General features: G+C 72.0%; 13 protein-coding genes. 7 read left to right on the top strand and 6 right to left on the bottom strand.

All coding sequences use genetic code 11. From position 1 onward, the window contains the following. Positions 1-130 precede the first annotated feature (130 nt). The gene (locus J2S42_RS07935) at positions 131-4,684 is read right to left on the bottom strand and encodes a glycoside hydrolase family 2 TIM barrel-domain containing protein (RefSeq protein WP_307236865.1); all 4,554 of its coding nucleotides are present in this window, start codon (positions 4,682-4,684) and stop codon (positions 131-133) included. 229 nt (positions 4,685-4,913) lie between these two features. Between J2S42_RS07935 and J2S42_RS07930 the strand changes: the two genes are divergently transcribed. Then, positions 4,914-5,288, top strand: a complete 375-nt coding sequence (locus J2S42_RS07930) for a peptidase inhibitor family I36 protein (protein ID WP_307236863.1) — start codon at positions 4,914-4,916, stop codon at positions 5,286-5,288. Positions 5,289-5,335: 47 nt separating this feature from the next. Here the strand turns inward: J2S42_RS07930 and J2S42_RS07925 are convergent, their stop codons facing one another. From J2S42_RS07925 to J2S42_RS07910, 4 genes are read right to left on the bottom strand one after another with little or no spacing between them, the layout of a single operon-like run. Next, positions 5,336-6,127: an ABC transporter permease gene (locus J2S42_RS07925; RefSeq protein WP_307236860.1), complete on the bottom strand. Its 792-nt coding sequence runs from the start codon at positions 6,125-6,127 to the stop codon at positions 5,336-5,338. Position 6,128: 1 nt separating this feature from the next. Continuing rightward, the gene (locus tag J2S42_RS07920) at positions 6,129-6,917 is read right to left on the bottom strand and encodes an ABC transporter permease (protein ID WP_307236858.1); all 789 of its coding nucleotides are present in this window, start codon (positions 6,915-6,917) and stop codon (positions 6,129-6,131) included. Continuing rightward, positions 6,917-7,915: an ABC transporter ATP-binding protein gene (locus J2S42_RS07915; protein WP_307236855.1), complete on the bottom strand. Its 999-nt coding sequence runs from the start codon at positions 7,913-7,915 to the stop codon at positions 6,917-6,919. The genes J2S42_RS07920 and J2S42_RS07915 overlap by 1 nt, the downstream gene beginning before the upstream one ends. Then, the gene (locus tag J2S42_RS07910; RefSeq protein WP_307236852.1) at positions 7,906-9,285 is read right to left on the bottom strand and encodes a condensation domain-containing protein; all 1,380 of its coding nucleotides are present in this window, start codon (positions 9,283-9,285) and stop codon (positions 7,906-7,908) included. The genes J2S42_RS07915 and J2S42_RS07910 overlap by 10 nt, the downstream gene beginning before the upstream one ends. A 152-nt stretch (positions 9,286-9,437) precedes the next feature. Here J2S42_RS07910 and J2S42_RS07905 point away from each other — a divergent pair, with 152 nt between their 5' ends. The 6 genes from J2S42_RS07905 to J2S42_RS07880 are packed head-to-tail and all read left to right on the top strand — an operon-like array spanning position 9,438 to position 15,167. Then, a complete protein-coding gene (locus tag J2S42_RS07905; RefSeq protein WP_307236849.1) occupies positions 9,438-10,607 on the top strand; it encodes a radical SAM protein in 1,170 nt (389 codons plus the stop codon). 4 nt (positions 10,608-10,611) lie between these two features. Then, complete coding sequence (locus J2S42_RS07900; protein WP_307236846.1) at positions 10,612-10,869, top strand: acyl carrier protein; 258 nt, start codon at positions 10,612-10,614, stop codon at positions 10,867-10,869. Next, positions 10,866-12,110, top strand: coding sequence for an ATP-grasp domain-containing protein (locus J2S42_RS07895; protein ID WP_307236844.1), 1,245 nt, complete (start codon positions 10,866-10,868; stop codon positions 12,108-12,110). The genes J2S42_RS07900 and J2S42_RS07895 overlap by 4 nt, the downstream gene beginning before the upstream one ends. Beyond that, positions 12,107-13,102, top strand: coding sequence for a phosphotransferase family protein (locus tag J2S42_RS07890; RefSeq protein WP_307236842.1), 996 nt, complete (start codon positions 12,107-12,109; stop codon positions 13,100-13,102). Before J2S42_RS07895 ends, J2S42_RS07890 begins: the two co-directional genes overlap by 4 nt. Further along, a complete protein-coding gene (locus J2S42_RS07885; protein WP_307236839.1) occupies positions 13,099-14,169 on the top strand; it encodes a hypothetical protein in 1,071 nt (356 codons plus the stop codon). Before J2S42_RS07890 ends, J2S42_RS07885 begins: the two co-directional genes overlap by 4 nt. Further along, positions 14,166-15,167 (top strand): LLM class flavin-dependent oxidoreductase, encoded by a 1,002-nt coding sequence (locus J2S42_RS07880; RefSeq protein WP_307236837.1) that lies wholly within the window; start codon positions 14,166-14,168, stop codon positions 15,165-15,167. Before J2S42_RS07885 ends, J2S42_RS07880 begins: the two co-directional genes overlap by 4 nt. Positions 15,168-15,220: 53 nt before the next feature. Here the strand turns inward: J2S42_RS07880 and J2S42_RS07875 are convergent, their stop codons facing one another. Continuing rightward, the gene (locus J2S42_RS07875) at positions 15,221-16,138 is read right to left on the bottom strand and encodes a LysR family transcriptional regulator (RefSeq protein ID WP_307236833.1); all 918 of its coding nucleotides are present in this window, start codon (positions 16,136-16,138) and stop codon (positions 15,221-15,223) included.

The following is a 16,138-nucleotide window of genomic DNA, read 5'->3' as shown; positions in this document are numbered from 1 at the left end:
GCACTGCCAACTATTCTCCTCGGGTAGCACCCGGGGCAAGGGTGTGCATGCCCACACGCCGCACGGGAATGTCAGGCCGGCAACGCGATCGCGCCGGCCGAACCATGCCTCGGTAACTCGCGGCTATGGATCAGTTGCAAGCCAGGCGGGCGGCGGCCCAGTCGGCGTGGTCCATGCCGTTGCCGTTGCCGGCGTCGGTGACGCGCAGGTCGAGCTGGTGCGCGCCGGTCAGGTCGACGTCCATCCGGACGGCGGTGCCGGCGCCGGTGACGGTGCCGCTGCGGGCGCGTAGCGTGCCGTCGGCCCAGACCTCGAACTCGACCGAGCCGGTGGCCTCGTCGTCGACGCCGACGTCGGCGCGGAACCGGGTGCACGTGCCGCCGAGATCGGCCAGCACGCTGGAGTAGGCGTGCACGCCGAGGCCCTTGGCGTACCGGACACCGCCGATGCTCATCGGGTTGCCGTCGGCCGCGCCCTGCTCGCCGTTGCTGCGGTCCTTCTCGACCGGGCCCCAGCCGTTCGCGGCCTGCTCCCACGGCCGGTCGCTGAGCCACTCCCAGCCGGCCGGCAGCGGTGCCTCCGTCGCGGTGACCGCGGTGACCGTGGTCCGGAAACCGGCCGCGTCGCGCGACGTCACGGTCGCGGTCAGCTCGTACCGGCCCAGGTCGGTGCCCGGCGGCGCGGTCACCGTGAACGCGGCCGTCTCCGGGCTGCCGGCCACGACCGTGCCGAGGTCGGCGTGCGCCGGCGTGACGGTCCAGCCGTCCGGCACGGCGAGATCCACACCGGCCGCGCGCAGGCCGTCCGCGCACCGCGCGGCCACGCTCACCTCCACCCGTTCCGGCGTGCCGGCCTCGATCGCGCCGTCGGTGGCCGCGGTGACGTCCGGCGCGCACGGTGCCGCGACGCCGGAGTCCGGTACGCCGCCGGCCCGCACCTCGGCCCGGGTCAGCGGGCGCAGCACCAGCTCGTGCGAGTACGGCCGGGACGGCGACAGCCGGAACGGGTCCAGCACCGAGTTCGGTGTCTCGCCCATGCCGGTCTCCCCGGCCAGCGCGTGCAGCGTCACCCAGCCGTCGTTGCGCACCAGCGGCAGCTGATGGTCGTACTCGGCACGGTCGAGATCGTCGAACGGTGTCACGCTCACGTCCCGGGCCCCGCCGACGAGCAGGCCGGCCCGGCCGTCGTGCAGACTCGCCCAGCGCGTGTCGGTGTGGTTGCCGTACGCCTGCGGCCGGGAGTAGCGCACGTACTCCCGCTCCACGCTGCTGCGGTAGACGCCGAGCCGGGCGCCGCTGCGCCGGTCGTTGTACGACTCGTGCGGCCCGCGCCCGTAGTAGGCGAAACTCTGCATCTCGTCCGGCAGCCGCAGCGAGATCCCGACCCGCGGCAGGTACGGCAGCATGTTGACGCCGCTGCCGGTCGCGGCCACGTCCTGGGTGAGCGTGACGGTGCCGGCCCGGTCGATCCGGTAGCGCATCGTCTGCGCGAACGAGATGCCGGTCCCGTCGGCCGTGCTGCGCACCTCGACCACCACCGCGTCCGCCTCGGTGCGGGTCTGCACGCCGGTGACCGTGGTCCGCAGCCGGTCCAGGCCGAGCGCGTGCCAGATCCGCCGGTCGTCGGTGCCCCAGTCGTACGTCTCGTTGCTGGTCGGCGGCCGCCACACGTCCAACGTGGGCGGCCCGGCCAGCAGCTCCCGCCCGTCCGCGCGCATCGAGACCAGCGCACCGGCGTCGAAGCGGTAGGCGAAGCCCGGCCCGGACACCGTGATCGCGTCACCGCGGGTGGCCACCGCGGGCGTGCCGCGCACCGGCGCGGGCAGGATCCCCGGCACCGCGCGGCCGCCGGCGGAGAACTGGTCGTAGCCGATGGTCCAGCCGCGCCGCGCCCAGGCGACGTCGCGGGTGGTGACCGCGGTCAGGTTCAGCATCCGCTCCCGGTCGTGCGGGTTCGCCGGCGCCGCGCCCAGGTCCAGCGCGACGGTCTCGCCCGGCCCGAGCCGCAGCGTCCGGCTGCCGGAGCGCAGCGTGCGGGCCTGCTCGGTGAGGCTCCAGTCCAGCCGCAGCTCGTACGCGCCGGCCTGCTGTTCGTTGTGGACGCTCACCCGCCCGCGCGCCGGATCGGTGGCGGTGAACCGGATCGGTGCCTGCGCCCAGGCCAGCTCCGCGGTCTCCGGTTGTAGGTAGCGGTCGGAGCCGACCAGCCCGTCCGTGCCGGACAGGCTGATGCCGAGACTCAGAAAATCACCCGTGCGCTGGTACGTGTCGAAGTCCAGCGCCAGCACGGCCTGCCCGGCCGGGTCGGCGGCCAGCTCCGCCGGGCTCAGCGCGCGCCCGTAGACCCGCGCGTCGTCAACCAGGCCGCGCCCGAGCCGTACGCTCCACAGGTCGTTGTCCTGCTGGGTCTCGGCGTTGCGGCCCACGTTCACCTCGAACAGGCCCGGGTCGACCGCGCCGGTGCGCGGCACGCTGCCGGCCTGCGCGCCGTCGATGTACAGCCGCAGCGCCGCACCGTCGTAGACGCCGGTGACCCGGTGCCACTGCCCGTACCAGTCGTCCGGCACGGCCGCGGCCACGGCGGTCCAGCCGCCGGCGTCGACGCCGAACTCCACCGTGCCGGCGTCGCGCATCTGCAGCGCGTAGCCCTGCCCCTTGGTCAGGATCGGGAAGCTGCCGGCCCACTCGCCCGGTTTCACCCACGCGTCCAGCGTGAGCGGGCCGGTCAGGTCCAGCCGCCGGTCCCGGAACACGTCCACGAAGTCGTCCAGGCCGGTCAGCGACACCGCCTGGCCGCGCCGGCCGGGTGCCGGCTCGGGCTTGCCGACCAGGAACGCCTGGATGCCCTGCGCCGACGGGGTGAGGATCAGCGGCTGGCGCAGGTTCTGGTCGGCCCAGTCCCAGATGAAGCCGCCCTGCAGCTGCGGGTTGCGCCGGGCCAGCGCCCAGAACTGGTCGAAGTTGCCCAGCCCGTTGCCCATCGCGTGCGCGTACTCGCCCATCACGACCGGTTTCGCGGACGCGTCGACCCGGTTCTCCAGCCGGGCCGGTGTCGGGTAGCGCGGGCCGTCGACGTCGGCGAACGGCGCGTCGCCGTCCGGGCTGTTCGACTGGTGGTACAGCAGCCGGGTCGGCTCGTTCGCGTCCGCCCACGCGGCCATCGCGTGGTGCGCGGCGCCGAGCCCGGCCTCGTTGCCGGTGTCCCAGAAGATGACGCTCGGGTGGTTCTTGTCCCGGGCCACCATCGCCTGGAACCGGTCGGCGAACGCGGCCTGCCACTCCGGCCGGTCCGCCAGGCAGTTCGACGGGCAGTTCTCGTGCGAGTGCGTCTCGATGTCGACCTCGTCGTCGACCCACAGCCCGTGCCGGTCGGCCAGCCGGTACAGGTACGGGTCGGACGGGTAGTGCGAGGTGCGCACCGCGTTCAGGTGCAGCCGCTTCATCAGGAACACGTCGTCGCGCTGGCGCTGCGGGGTGTTGTAGCGGCCGGTGTCCGGATCGGTCTCGGCCCGGTTCGTACCCTTGATCAGGATGCGTTTGCCGTTGACCAGGACCTGCCGGTCACGCACCTCGACCTCGCGGAAACCGGCCGGCTGCGCCGTGGTGTGCAGCGCGGTGCCGTCCGGGGCGAGCAACTCCAGCACCAGCGCGTACAGGTTCGGCTCTTCCGCGCTCCACTTCGCCGGGTCCGTCACCGGCAGGCTCAGTGCGGTGCCGGCCGGCACGGTCGCGGTCGCCACCGTCCGGTTCCGCGCGTCCCACAGCGTGCCGCGGACCGTGTGCCCGGCGGCCGGGCCGGCCACGTCGACGCGGGCGCGCAGCGTGGCGTGGCGGTAGTCCGCGTCCAGGTCGGTGACGATGTAGGCGTCTTGCAGCCGGGTCTGCGCGGTCCGGTACAGCCATACGTCGCGGAAGATGCCGCTGTAGCGCCACTGGTCGACGTCCTCCAGGTAGGAACCGGCGCTCCAGCGGTGCACCTGCACCGCGATCCGGTTCCGGCCCGGGCGCAGCCGGTCGGTGACGTCGAACTCGGCCGGCGTGTAGCCGCCCTGGTCGTAGCCGACGTAGCCGCCGTTGACCCAGACCAGGTACGCGCTGGTGACGCCCTCGAAGCGCAGGAACACCCGGTTGCCGTCCCAGTCGGCGGGCAGGTCGACCGTGCGCACGTACGCGCCGGTCGGGTTGACGTCGCGCGGCACGCGCGGCGGGTCGTCCGGGAACTCCTCCGGGATGTTGCGGAACATCGGATGATCGGTGAAGTCGGACTGCCAGGTGTGCGGCACGCTCGCCGTCGGCCACCCGGACGCGTCGAAGCCGTCCGTGCGGAACGCGGCCGGCACGTCCGCGGGCCGGTCGTGGATCTTCAGCCGCCACTCCCCGTTGAGCGAGAGCACGTGCGGGTTGCGGGCGCTGCGGTCGGTCAGGTCCGCGACCGCGGCGCGCGCGTCCGGGTACGGCCGCAGATCTGAGTGCGGCGGCTGCTGGCCCTCGCCGACCAGCGCGGGATCCTCCAGGTAGCGGTACAGCTCCTCGGGCGTGTGCGGCCCGCCGCCCGGGTCCACCGGCGTGGTCGCCGCGGTCGCGCCGGCCGGTGCCGGTTCCGGCCGGGCGCCCGGAGCGGCGGCGGCCACGGTGCCCGGGGTCAGCACGACGGCGAGCGCGAGCACGAGGGCGAGTGGACGCATCGGGGCACTCCTGTGTGAGCGGAGACCAAGCGATCGAACTCCTTGCATGTTTCTATGGCAGCGGGTTGCTCGTCAACGCTATACATTTGCGGCCATTGATGTAACCTTGTCCGTGAAAAACCTTTTATGGCTGCACGGGGCATATGCGGGGTGAGACCCGCGACCGTGCACGACGGTCACCGCACGCGGCCGGGTCGCCGGCCGTCTCCACCACGAACGGGGTCACCTCATGAAACGACACCTGATCGCGCTCGCCGCCACGGCCGCCATCGGCGCGGTCGCCCTGCCCGCAACGGCGTCGGCCGCCGCGCCCGCGGCTGCCGCACCGTCGTGCGAGTTCACCCGGACCGTCTGCCTGTGGGACGGCACCGACTACACCGGCGCGCGCTTCACCGTGCAGTCGCTCAACCCGAGCGTCGCCACCTGCGTCGACCTCGCCGGACACGGCTGGGGCAACGGGCGTGCCAAGTCCGGCACCAACACCGGCACTCGCACCGCGGTGCTGTACACCGGGACCAACTGCACCGGCAGCTCCTATCAGCTCATCCCGCAGGGCGGTTACAGCAGCATCTCGTTCGCCTCCAACAGCATCCTGGTCTACTGAGCGCGCACGGGGATCCGGGGCGCCACCCGGATCCCCGTGCCGCGCCGTCAATGCCCCGCGCTGTCGTAGCGGCGCAGACCCCGGCGGAACACCCACACGGTGACGCCACAGCAGTACGCGGCGACCAGGGGAGCGCCCAGCGCCCAGGGCGCGGCCGGCGCATACCCGGCGAGCCAGGCCGCCGGGAAGAAGCTGACGAACGCGAACGGCACCACGATCGTCAGGCCGATCCGGAACGCGAGGCTGTAGACGGTGAGCGGATAGCGGGCCATGTCGCCGACCGACTGCAGCGAGAACGCGAACAGCGAGTTGGCGCTGCCCAGCCAGAAGACGACGGCGTTGCTGGCGGCGCCGATCGCGACCCGGATGACCAGCGCGCTGACGAACAGCACCAGCGCGGCCGCGACCCGCCACGGCGACCAGTCCACGTCCAGGCCGGCCAGGGCCCAGACGATCAGGATGCTGGAGCCGGTGAGCTCGCCGAAGGACTGCAGGCCGACGCTGCTGCTGAGCACCTGCAGCACGACCGGGTACGGCCGGACCAGCCGGTAGTCGAGCTCGCCCTTGCGGATCAGCCCGGCCAGCCGCCACATGCCGTCGGCCACCAGCGGCACCGTGCCGGCGGCGAACGTGGTGAACGCGTAGACCAGCAGTGTCCCGTGGAATCCCCAGCCGTTGATCGAGGGCACCCGGGCGAAGACCGCGCTCAGGAATACCAGACCGGCGATCTGGTGCAGCAGCCCGGCGGCGACCAGCACCCAGAAGTCGGCCTCGTACTCCAGGATCGCCCGGATGTGCGCGCCGAGGCTGCGCAGGTAGATGCGGACCGTCCAGATCACGTCAGCCTCCGTGCACGGTCAGCCGGCGCAGCGCCCCACGCCAGGCGGCACGCGCCAGGAGCCACAGCGCCACACCCCACAGAACCTGCTGGAGTACGAGGACGACCGCGGCCGGTCCGGCGACGTCACCGGCGAAGATCCGTGCGGGGGTCGCGGCGACACCGACGAACGGCAGAACCTCGGCGACGTCACGCAGCAGCGACGGCATCAGCCCGAGCGGGACCAGCGCACCGGAGAAGAGCAGCACCAGCGTCTGCCGGGCCCACAGCACCCCGAAGTAGTTCTGCGTCCAGAAACAGGCCAGGCTGCCCAGGTAACTGAACAGGAACTTGACCGGGACCACCGCGAGCAGGCTGACCGCGAACAGCGCGAGCATGCCGCCGCCGGGCATCGCCATGGGGCCGGCCAGCATCCCGTAGCCGAGGCAGATCACGGCGGCGGTGCACAGCTCCAGCCCGGCCGCGCCGACCGTCTCGGCGAACCGGGCCGCCTGGTACGACAGCGGCTTGGTCAGGTCGAGCGCCACCATGCCGTCCCTGATCCGGTCCGCCATCTCGAAATCGGACACCACCGACACCAGCGAACCGGTCAGGAACACCACCATCAGGTACGCCTTCATCTGCGGCCAGGTGAGCCCGCCGACCTCGGCCCGGCCGGCGAGCAGTGCCTGCCACACCGCGTACATCGCGAGCAGCTGCACCACCGAGCCGAAGAAACCGAGGACGAAGTTCAGGCGGTACGTGAGGATGGCGCGCACCGCGGTCCGGGTGACGGCGGCGTAGGCGCTCATCACGTCTGCGCCGCGAGCGTCAGGTCGCCCGCGTACAGGCGACGGACCAGGTCCTCGATGGTCGGTTCGTCGATGTGCACCTCGAGCACCTCCGCATGCGCCGAGACCGCGGCGATGACCGCGCCGGCGGTGAGCGTCAGCCGGTCGAACGTCACCACGATCTCCCGGCCGGTGGCGCCGGGTGTCACCACCGCGCCCGGCAGGGTCCAGCCGGCCGGGTCCCGGTCGAGCGACAGCCGCATCCGGCGCTCCCGCACGTACTCGTCCTTCACCCGGGACAGCGCGCCGTCGTACACGATCCGCCCCGCCTCGATGATCACCAGACGGTCGCAGACGTCCTCGATGTCGCCCAGGTCGTGCGTGGTCAGCATGATCGTGGTGCCGTCCTGCCGCAGCGCGCGCAGGAACGCCCGGACCCGGTCCTTGACGGCCAGATCCAGACCGATCGTCGGCTCGTCGAGGTAGACGACGTCCGGCGCGTGCAGCAGCGCGGCGGCCAGGTCGGCACGCATCCGCTGGCCCAGGGACAGCTTGCGGGCCACGACCGGCAGCAGCTCGCCGAGCCCGAGTACCTCGTCGAATCGCTCCAGGCGCCGCCGGTAGTCGTCGTCGCCGACACGGTAGATGTCGCGCAGCAGTGCCAGCGAGTCGCGGACCGGCAGATCCCACCAGAGCTGGCTGCGCTGCCCGAACAGGACCCCGATCCGGCGGGCGTTCGCGATCCGGTGCCGGTGCGGGTCGGTGCCGCCGACCCGCACCTGCCCGGCGGTGGGCACCAGGATGCCGCTGAGCAGCTTCACCGTGGTCGACTTCCCGGCGCCGTTCGCCCCGATGTACGCGACCGACTCGCCCGCCTCGATCGAGAGGTCCACCTCGTCGACCGCGACCAGATCGGTGTACCGGCGGGTGACCAGGTGCCGCAGCGCCCCGCCCAGTCCAGGATCCTTCACCGGCCGGCGGAACACCTTACGCAGTCCGGCCGCCTCGATCAGCGCCATGCACCGCTCCTCATGGTCACGCCGGGATCGCGCAGCACCACACCGATCAGCCGCGCGTACCGGTCCAGCAGGTCGCCGACGACGGCGTCGTCGAAGAACGCCGGTTCGTAGTCGAGCAGCCCCCCGGCCCGATCCGCGCCGATCGTGATGCCGGGAGCGTGCCGCCGGATGTGGGTGAGCGTGCGCGGTACGGCCGGCGGCGCCGCCGGCGCGCGCTCCTCGGGCGTGCCCGTCCGCAGCTCGGGGAAGACCGAGAGGACATCCGACGCCGGGGTACGCCGGGTGGGCGGCTCGTCCTGGAACCAGGCGTGGAAGAGGTGGACGAACGGCCACGGGCGTTCCCGGTCGAAGCCCGGATGAACCAGCCGGGCCACGTGCTGGAACGGGGCCGCGGCCCGTAGTGCCTCGCGGAGTCCGGCGTCGACCGCCGCGACCAGCTCGGCGAACGACCCGCGCGGCCGGTCCCGTATCTCCAGATACCAGTTCGCGGTGAACTGCCCGACCAGGTGACGGCCGCCGGGCAGGTTCCGCCCGGCTGACGTGCCACCCATCACGAGCCGGTCCCAGCCGGCCGCCGACATCACGGTCGCCGCCCAGGCCGCCATCGCCACCACGTACGGCGTGGTCCGGCAGCCTCGGGCCAGCTCCTGCATCGCGGCGGCGGGGAACCGGAACGGGCGCTTGGTGCCGCCACGGGCCGGGGCGGACGGTGCCGATTCCCGGACCGGGAACGGCAGCTGATCGGCCAGCGGCAGCAGGGAGTCCGCCCACCGCGCGGTGCGCTCGGCGTTCGCCCGCCAGCGTGCCCGCTGCCCGGCGATCACCTGCCGGTAGGTGACCGGCGGCTGCTCCGGTGCGGGGCGGAGGCCGCGGCGGGCCAGCAGCGCCACGGCCAGGTCCGCCAGCAGCACCCGCATGGACGCACCGTCGCCGACCAGGTGGTAGACCGTCACCACCAGTATCGTGGCGTCGCCCGGCAGCAGCACCGCGTCCGCCGTCCAGAGTGGACCGGACAGCAGGTCGAAGTCACGATGTTTGGCTCGGCGCAGGATCGCCCGGTAGGCCGGCCCGCGCTCAGCCGGCGGCAGTTCACGCAGATCGTGCAGCGTCCAGCCGGGCTCGGTGGCGGGCTCCAGGCGCAGCACCGGGTCGTCGCCCAGGCCGGTGAAGAGCATGCGCAGTGACTCATGCCGGGCGGCCACGTCGCACAACGCCGCCCGTAGCGTGCCCGTGGCGGTACCGGGTGGCAGCACGGCCGTCTCCACCAGGTTCATCCGGGCCCGGCCGGGATCGGCCGGCGCGTAGAACCTGACGAATTCCCACAGCGTCTGCTGGCTCTCCAGCAGCGGAAATTGCTCACCGGACGACATGATCACCGATTTTATCGAGCATTCATCGCACCGGCGAATGGGTCATAGGCGGCGTTTATGGGTCGATCGGAAACGCGGATGCGGCGTCGGCGCGACACGCTCCGAACCGTGCTTGTATGGAGTTCGGCCGTTCCGGGCGAAGAGGAGTGTTGATGCCGCAGACGACACGGACGCTGAATCTCAAGGAATTCGCCGACATCAAGCACATCGTGTCCCTGAAGTCCGAGGCGCGGAAGGAGATGCAGGGCGACTCCGCGTACGCGGCGCCGCTGCCCCGGGAGGTATGCCTCCAGCTGACCTACGCCTGCAATTTGCGGTGCACGCATTGTTATCAATGGTCGGAACAGGGCTTCTTCCGCGATTACAGCATCGACAAGCAGCGGACCAGCCTCGATATCGGAATCGTCGAGGACATTCTGGAGATGACCGCGCCGCAACGGTCGAAACTGTTCCTCTGGGGCGGTGAGCCGCTGATGTACCGGCAGTTCGACAAGGTCGCCGAACTGTTGCAGCGCTATCCGCGCACCGTGGTGATGTGCACGAACGGTCTGCTGATGAAACGGCACGTCAAGGCGCTGACCGCGATCGAGGACATGAACATCCTGGTGAGCCTGGACGGGCTGAAGGACGACCACGACGCACTGCGTGGGTCCGGCTCGTTCGAGCGGACCACGAAGAACATCAAGGCGATGCTCGCGCTGCGCGAGACCGGTGAGTTCCGCGGTGAGCTGTCGCTGAACTGCATGGTGTCGCACGCGACCGTGCACCGGATGTACGAGTTCATGGAGTGGGCCGAGGACCTCGGCGTGAACACCGTCTACTTCCAGTTCCCTTGGTACATCACCCCTGAGGTGGCCCGGGCGATGGACCGGCTCTACGCCGAGTGCTTCGAGTGGCTCGGCCGCAAGCCGGACACCACGCGGGCGACCTGGCACTCGTACACGTACCGGCTGCCACCGGAGCTGGTACCGACGCTGCGCGACTCGATGACCCGGCTCGCGGAGCGCACCTGGAACATCCGCATCCGGTACCAGCCGCAGGTGGGCCTGGACGACGTCGAGGACTTCATCCTCGGCAGGCCGGAGCCGGTGCAGCACCGCAGCCGCTGCCTGGCCGTGTCCAACCGGATGGAGGTGCACGCCGACGGCAACGTCAGCTCGTGCAAGTTCTTCCCCGAGTTCACGGTCGGCAACCTGTACGAGACGCCCGCCGCCGAACTGTGGCAGAGCGAGAACTTCCGCCGGGTCCGGTCGATCCTGGCGGAGAACGGCATGATGCCGATCTGCTCGAAGTGCATTCTGCTCTATCTCAATGGGGTGTAGACGCGTGGACGACATCGAGGCGAAGGTCAAGAAGGTCCTGGTCCAGGTGCTCGACAACGGGCTCACCGTCGACGACGTCCACCGCGACAGCGACTTGGTCGACGAGTACGGGCTCGACTCCCTGCAGGCGATCTCGTTCCTGCTCGGCATCGAGGACGCGTTCGGCATCTCGCTCGACTACGGGCGTCTCGACCTGGACGACCTGACATCGGTCGGCCGGTTCTGCGATTACGTCGAGACGATGCTCGTCGGGACGCCGTGACGGTCACCGCCCACTGGGGCACGTTCGACGCGGAGGCGCACTGGCGCCCGGGCGACCTCGCGGAACTGCCCGCGGTCGGCAACCGGCAGGGACGCCTCCAGGTCGAGTCGATGGACGAGCTGCTGGTCTGCCTGTGCGCGCCCGGCGATCCGCTGCTGACCCGGCATCCGGTGCCGCAACGGCTGCGGGAGGCCTGGCACGACGCCGGGCTGCGGCCCAGCTGGCATCAGGTACGCGGGGACGGGGCCACGGCGGAGACGGCGATCCTCACCGATCCCGAGGCCCTGGCCGTGGTGGCCGGCAGCGCAGCCGTCGCGCCGTACGCGGTGCTGCCGGCCACCGCCGCGCTGGCCACCGCCACCGGGCACACCGGATCGCTGCCCCCGGTGGCGACGGTGGCCCGGGTGAACTCCAAGGCGTTCTCCGACGACCTGGTCCACCGGCTCGGCCTGCCCGGCGCCGGCCGAGTGGTCGCCTCGACGGCCGAGCTGCGCCGGGCCGTCGAGGAGATCGGCGGCCCGGCGATGGTCAAGGACCCGTACGGCGTCGGCGGCCGCGGCATCCTGGAGATCCGTTCCCCGGCGGTCCTGGAAACGGTCATCGGCTTCCTGCAACGGCAGGCCGGGCGCCGGACCGAGCTGGTCGTGCAGCCGAGATGGCCCAAACGCGCCGACCTTTCCGGCTACGTGCGGATCAGCCGGGCCGGACAGGTCACACCGATCGGCATCCAGGTCGCTCACCACCAGGGCCTGAGCCACACCGGATTCGGTCCGCTCCCGGCCGGCCTCCTCGACGCCGACCGGTACACCGAGACACTGCTGCTCGCCGCCGCCGAACTCGCCGCCACCGGCTACACCGGGCCGGCCGGCTTCGATTCCCTGCTGTGCGACGACGGCGGCCTGATCCCGATCCTGGAGATCAACGCGCGGGTGACCGTCGGCATGCTCTCCGCCGCGCTCGACGACCGGGCCCGCGAGCACGGCCTGCGTGCCTGCCTGTGGCGCACCCGGCTGGCGGTACCCGACGGCGCCGGCGTCGACGACCTGCTCGACGAGCTGCACCGCGACGGGCTCCTCTACCGGGGCGGCCCGGAACCCGGCGTGCTGCCGCTCACCGGCGCTGCGCTGCGACCGCCACGGGCCCGGCTGGAATGCGCCCTGTTCTGCCCGCCGGAGGAGACCGGCCGATGGCGGGACCGGCTCCGCACGGCGGCCGGGCGGATGGCGGCCGTCCTGCGATGAGCCACGCCTACCCCCGTCACCTCGATCCCGGCCTGCTGGTGCGGGTACTGGCCGACGCCGGGCTCATCGACGGTGCACCGGGCGTGCCGCACCCGGTCGGCGGCGGCACGTACAACAGCGTCTACCGGCTGGACCGGCGTGCCGGCGACCTGATCGTCAAGGTCTCTCCCGGGCCGGCCGCGCCGGTGCTCTCCTACGAGCACGGCCTGCTCGCCACCGAGGCCCTCTTCGACGAACTGGCGGTCGCAGCCGGTGTGCCGGTCCCACCGGTGCTGCACACCGAACAGCACAACGCGCTGCTCGACGGCGACGTACTCGTACTGGGCCGGTGCCCGGGCGTACCGTGGCGGCCAGCCACCCATACCGACGCGAACCGCCGAGCGGTACGGCACCGGCTGGGCCGCCTCACCGCCCGGCTGCACACCGTCACCGGCACCGGCTTCGGCTATCCCGGCGGCGCGCTCGGCCCGCTTCAACCCCGCTGGGACACCGCCTTCCGGCAGATGATCGACGCGGTGCTGGCCGACGCCGCCCGCTTCGGCGCGCGACTGCCCCGCCCCGCGGCCGAGATCCGTGACGTCGTCACCGCACACGCCGGCGCGCTCGCCGCGGTGACCACGCCGGTCCTCGTCCACTTCGACCTGTGGGACGGCAACATCCTCGTCGATCGAGGCACGGACGGCGCCCGCCTGACCGCACTGATCGACGCCGAGCGCGCGTTCTGGGGCGACCCGATCGCCGACTTCGTCTCCGTCGCGCTGGCCGGCGACGTCGAACAGGACACGGCGTTCCTGGACGGGTACGGCATCTCCGTACTCGACCCGCCGGCCCGGCTGCGCCTGGCGCTGTACCGGGTCTACCTGCACCTGATCATGCTGGTCGAAGCCGTGCCGCGGAACCTGCCCGCGGACCACCGCTGGTTCCTCCGGCAGCGCATCGTTCCGGCGCTGATCACCGACCTGACGACGCTGGCACGGGAGGCTCCGCCGTGATCGAGATCCTGACCTCGGGCGCCACCTACGGCGTGCACGTCCCGGGGCTGCTGCTGTCCCGCCGGTTGCGCGCCCTCGGCGTACCCGCGCGGGTGAACGTCCTCGAGGCGCTGCTGCCGGACGACAAACGCACCGTCGTGGCCGGCCTGAAACGCGCCTACCACCGCAGCTACCGCTTCGCGCAGGCGAGCCGGAAGCTCAGCGGCAACACCGGCACCGACGTGCCGGCCGATGCGGCGGAGGCCCTTTTCGCCGGCTGGAACGACCGGGGCGTGTCCCGGTTCGTGGTGTTCTCCGGGTACTGGCTCGACCTGGTCCGTCGCTACCAGGAACGCACCCGCGTCCCGGTTCCGGTGGACCTGTGCCGGGGCGACGCGCTGCCGATGCAGTCCTTCCTGACCGGTGGCGTGCCCGGGATCCGCGACGCCCGCGAGGTCAACCTGGCCGACCTGCCGGGCAACTGCCTGCCGTGGACGATCCCGGTCACCGACGAGCCACCGGTGCCATGGCCGGACCGCAGACCGGCGGTGCTGGTGCACGGCGGCGGCTGGGGGCTCGGCACCTACCGCGAGCGAGCCGGCGAGATCGTGGCCGCGGGCATCGGCGTGGACCTGGTCGTCTACGAGCCGGCGGAGGAGGTCACCGGCGCCCGCCGGTTCATGCTCGACCCGGACTGGCACCCGTGGCAGGACGACGGTTTCCCACCGTGGGCGCCGGTGCCGCACGACGGCTCACCGCCCCGGTTCACCCGCGCCGACGCGCACCCGCAGGCGTTCGGCCTGGCCCGGACGGCGACCGCGATCGTCAGCAAACCCGGCGCCGGTACGCTGCTGGACTCCCTCTGGTCGGCCACCCCGCTCGTGCTGCTGGAACCGTGGACCGAATCGGAACACGGCAACGCCACGCTCTGGCGGCGCCTCGGCCTCGGCATCCCGTTCGACGAGTGGCGGGCGGGCGGCTTCGCCACAGCGGCCCTCGCCCCGTTGCACGAGAACCTGCGCACGCTCGCACCGACGCTGCGCGACTACGCCGGCACGCTCGCCACCGCACCGAAGGAGAAGCGATGACCGACGACCTGCGGGTCTACGGAACCGCGCTGCCCGGCCGAGCCACCGACGCCAACACGGCGGACAGCATCCGGGGCCTGGCCCGGCGCGCGGAGAAGTACGGCTACACCGGGCTGCTGGCGTTCTACAACCACGAGAACATCGACCCGTGGGTGGTGGCCGCGGTGATGCTGCAGGCTACCCGGTCCCTGGTACCGCTGGTCGCGCTGCAGCCGTACGCGGTTCCGCCGATCACCGCCGCGAAGACACTCCACGACCTTGCCACGCTCTACCGGCGGCGGATCGACGTCAACCTGATCACCGGTGGCATCCGCGGCGAACTCGGCCAGGTCGGCGACGACGTCGACCACGACGGCCGGTACGACCGTGCGGTCGAGCACATCTCCATCGTGCGCCGGCTCACCTCCTCACCCGAGCCGCTGACCCACGAGGGCACCTACTACCGCACCCGGAAACTGCTGGCCCACGCGGTCCTGCCGGAGGACCTGCGCCCACGGGTCTTCGTCGCCGGTTCCTCCGCGGCGAACCTGCGGGCCGCGCTGGACGTGGCCGACGCGACGATCACCCATCCGGAACCGGTGGACGCGTTCGCCGCACGCTTCGCCGCCCCACGCCACGGGCACCGGCCCCGGATCGGCATCCGGGTCGGCCTGATCGCCCGGCCCACCGACGAGGAGGCCTGGGACGTGGCCAGGCGCGGATATCCACCGGACCGCCGCGCGATGGCGATGACCGCCCTGAAGACGCGCTCCGAATCGGACTGGAACCGCCGGATCGCCCGGCTCGCCGTCGCCGCCGACGTCCACGACGAGGTGTACTGGACCGGCGCGTACCGGTCGGACCGGGCACTGATGCCGCAGCTCGTCGGCAGCTATGAACGGGTCGCGGCCTACCTGCGCCGCTACCTCGCACTCGGCGTGCGCGAGCTGCTGCTCGGCGGCGTACTCGACGAGGAGGAGTTCGCGCACTGCGATGTGGTGCTCGACCGGGTGCGCTGACCGTCGCTCACCGACATCGACCGCTCCGGCGGCGCGGTGCCGCGCCCGCCGGATCAGGCGGCGAGCAGCTCGTCGTCGCCGAGCTGCTCGGAGATCGCCTGGGTGGCCGCGCCCACCAGCACGTCCAGCGCCGGATTGCCCAGGCCCTCGGCTCGCCACGCGATCTGCGTGAACGTCTCGAACGGCGACGTCCACGCGACCCGGTGCAACTCACCCGAGGCGAGCTCCTCGGCCACCGCGACCTCCGGCAGCAGCGCCATCCCCATGCCGTTGGCCACCCCGCGCTTGGCCGCGTCGATCGAGTCGAGCTCGATCAGCCGGGCGCTGTCCCCGGCGCCGTCCGTCCAGCCCAGCATCCGCTCGAAATCGACCTGGTGACTCGCGCTGCGGTCACAGCGGATCAGTGTCGACCGGCCCAGCTGCGCCGCGGTCACGGTGTCCGGCCCGAGCAGGAAGTGCCCTCGCCCGGCCACCAGCAGCAGCGGCTCCCGGCACAGTACCCGCACCTCGACGTCCTCCCGGCTCTGCACCGTGTCGACGAAGAACGCGCAGTCCAGGCGGCCGTCCCGGACCTCGCCGAGAGGGTCCCCGCCGAGCGCGTGCATCGACACCTGCACCTTCGGATAGCGCAGGTAGAGGTACTCCACGACGGGCAGCAGCCGGTGAGTGGTCAGCGCGCCGACCGTGCCGACGTGCACCCGGCCGTGCGGCTCACCGTCGGAGCGGACCGCACGCCGGGCCCGTGCGGTCAGGGACATGATCTCCCGGGCGTACGGCAGCAGCTGTACGCCGGCGGACGTGGGCCGCACGCCCGCCGGCAGCCGCTCCAGCAACCGCGTCTCCAGCTGCTGTTCCAACGTCTTGATCCGGCTGGTGACGGTCGGCTGCGAGACGCTCAGTCGCGCCGCGGCCCGGGTGAAGCTGCCCACCTCGGCCACCGTGACGAACGCTTCCAGCTGTGGCAGCTCCAT

This window comes from Catenuloplanes indicus, from assembly GCF_030813715.1.
GTDB lineage: Bacteria > Actinomycetota > Actinomycetes > Mycobacteriales > Micromonosporaceae > Catenuloplanes > Catenuloplanes indicus.
The sequence above is the reverse complement of the archived record's forward strand: the minus strand, read 5'-3'. Positions and strand labels throughout refer to the sequence as shown.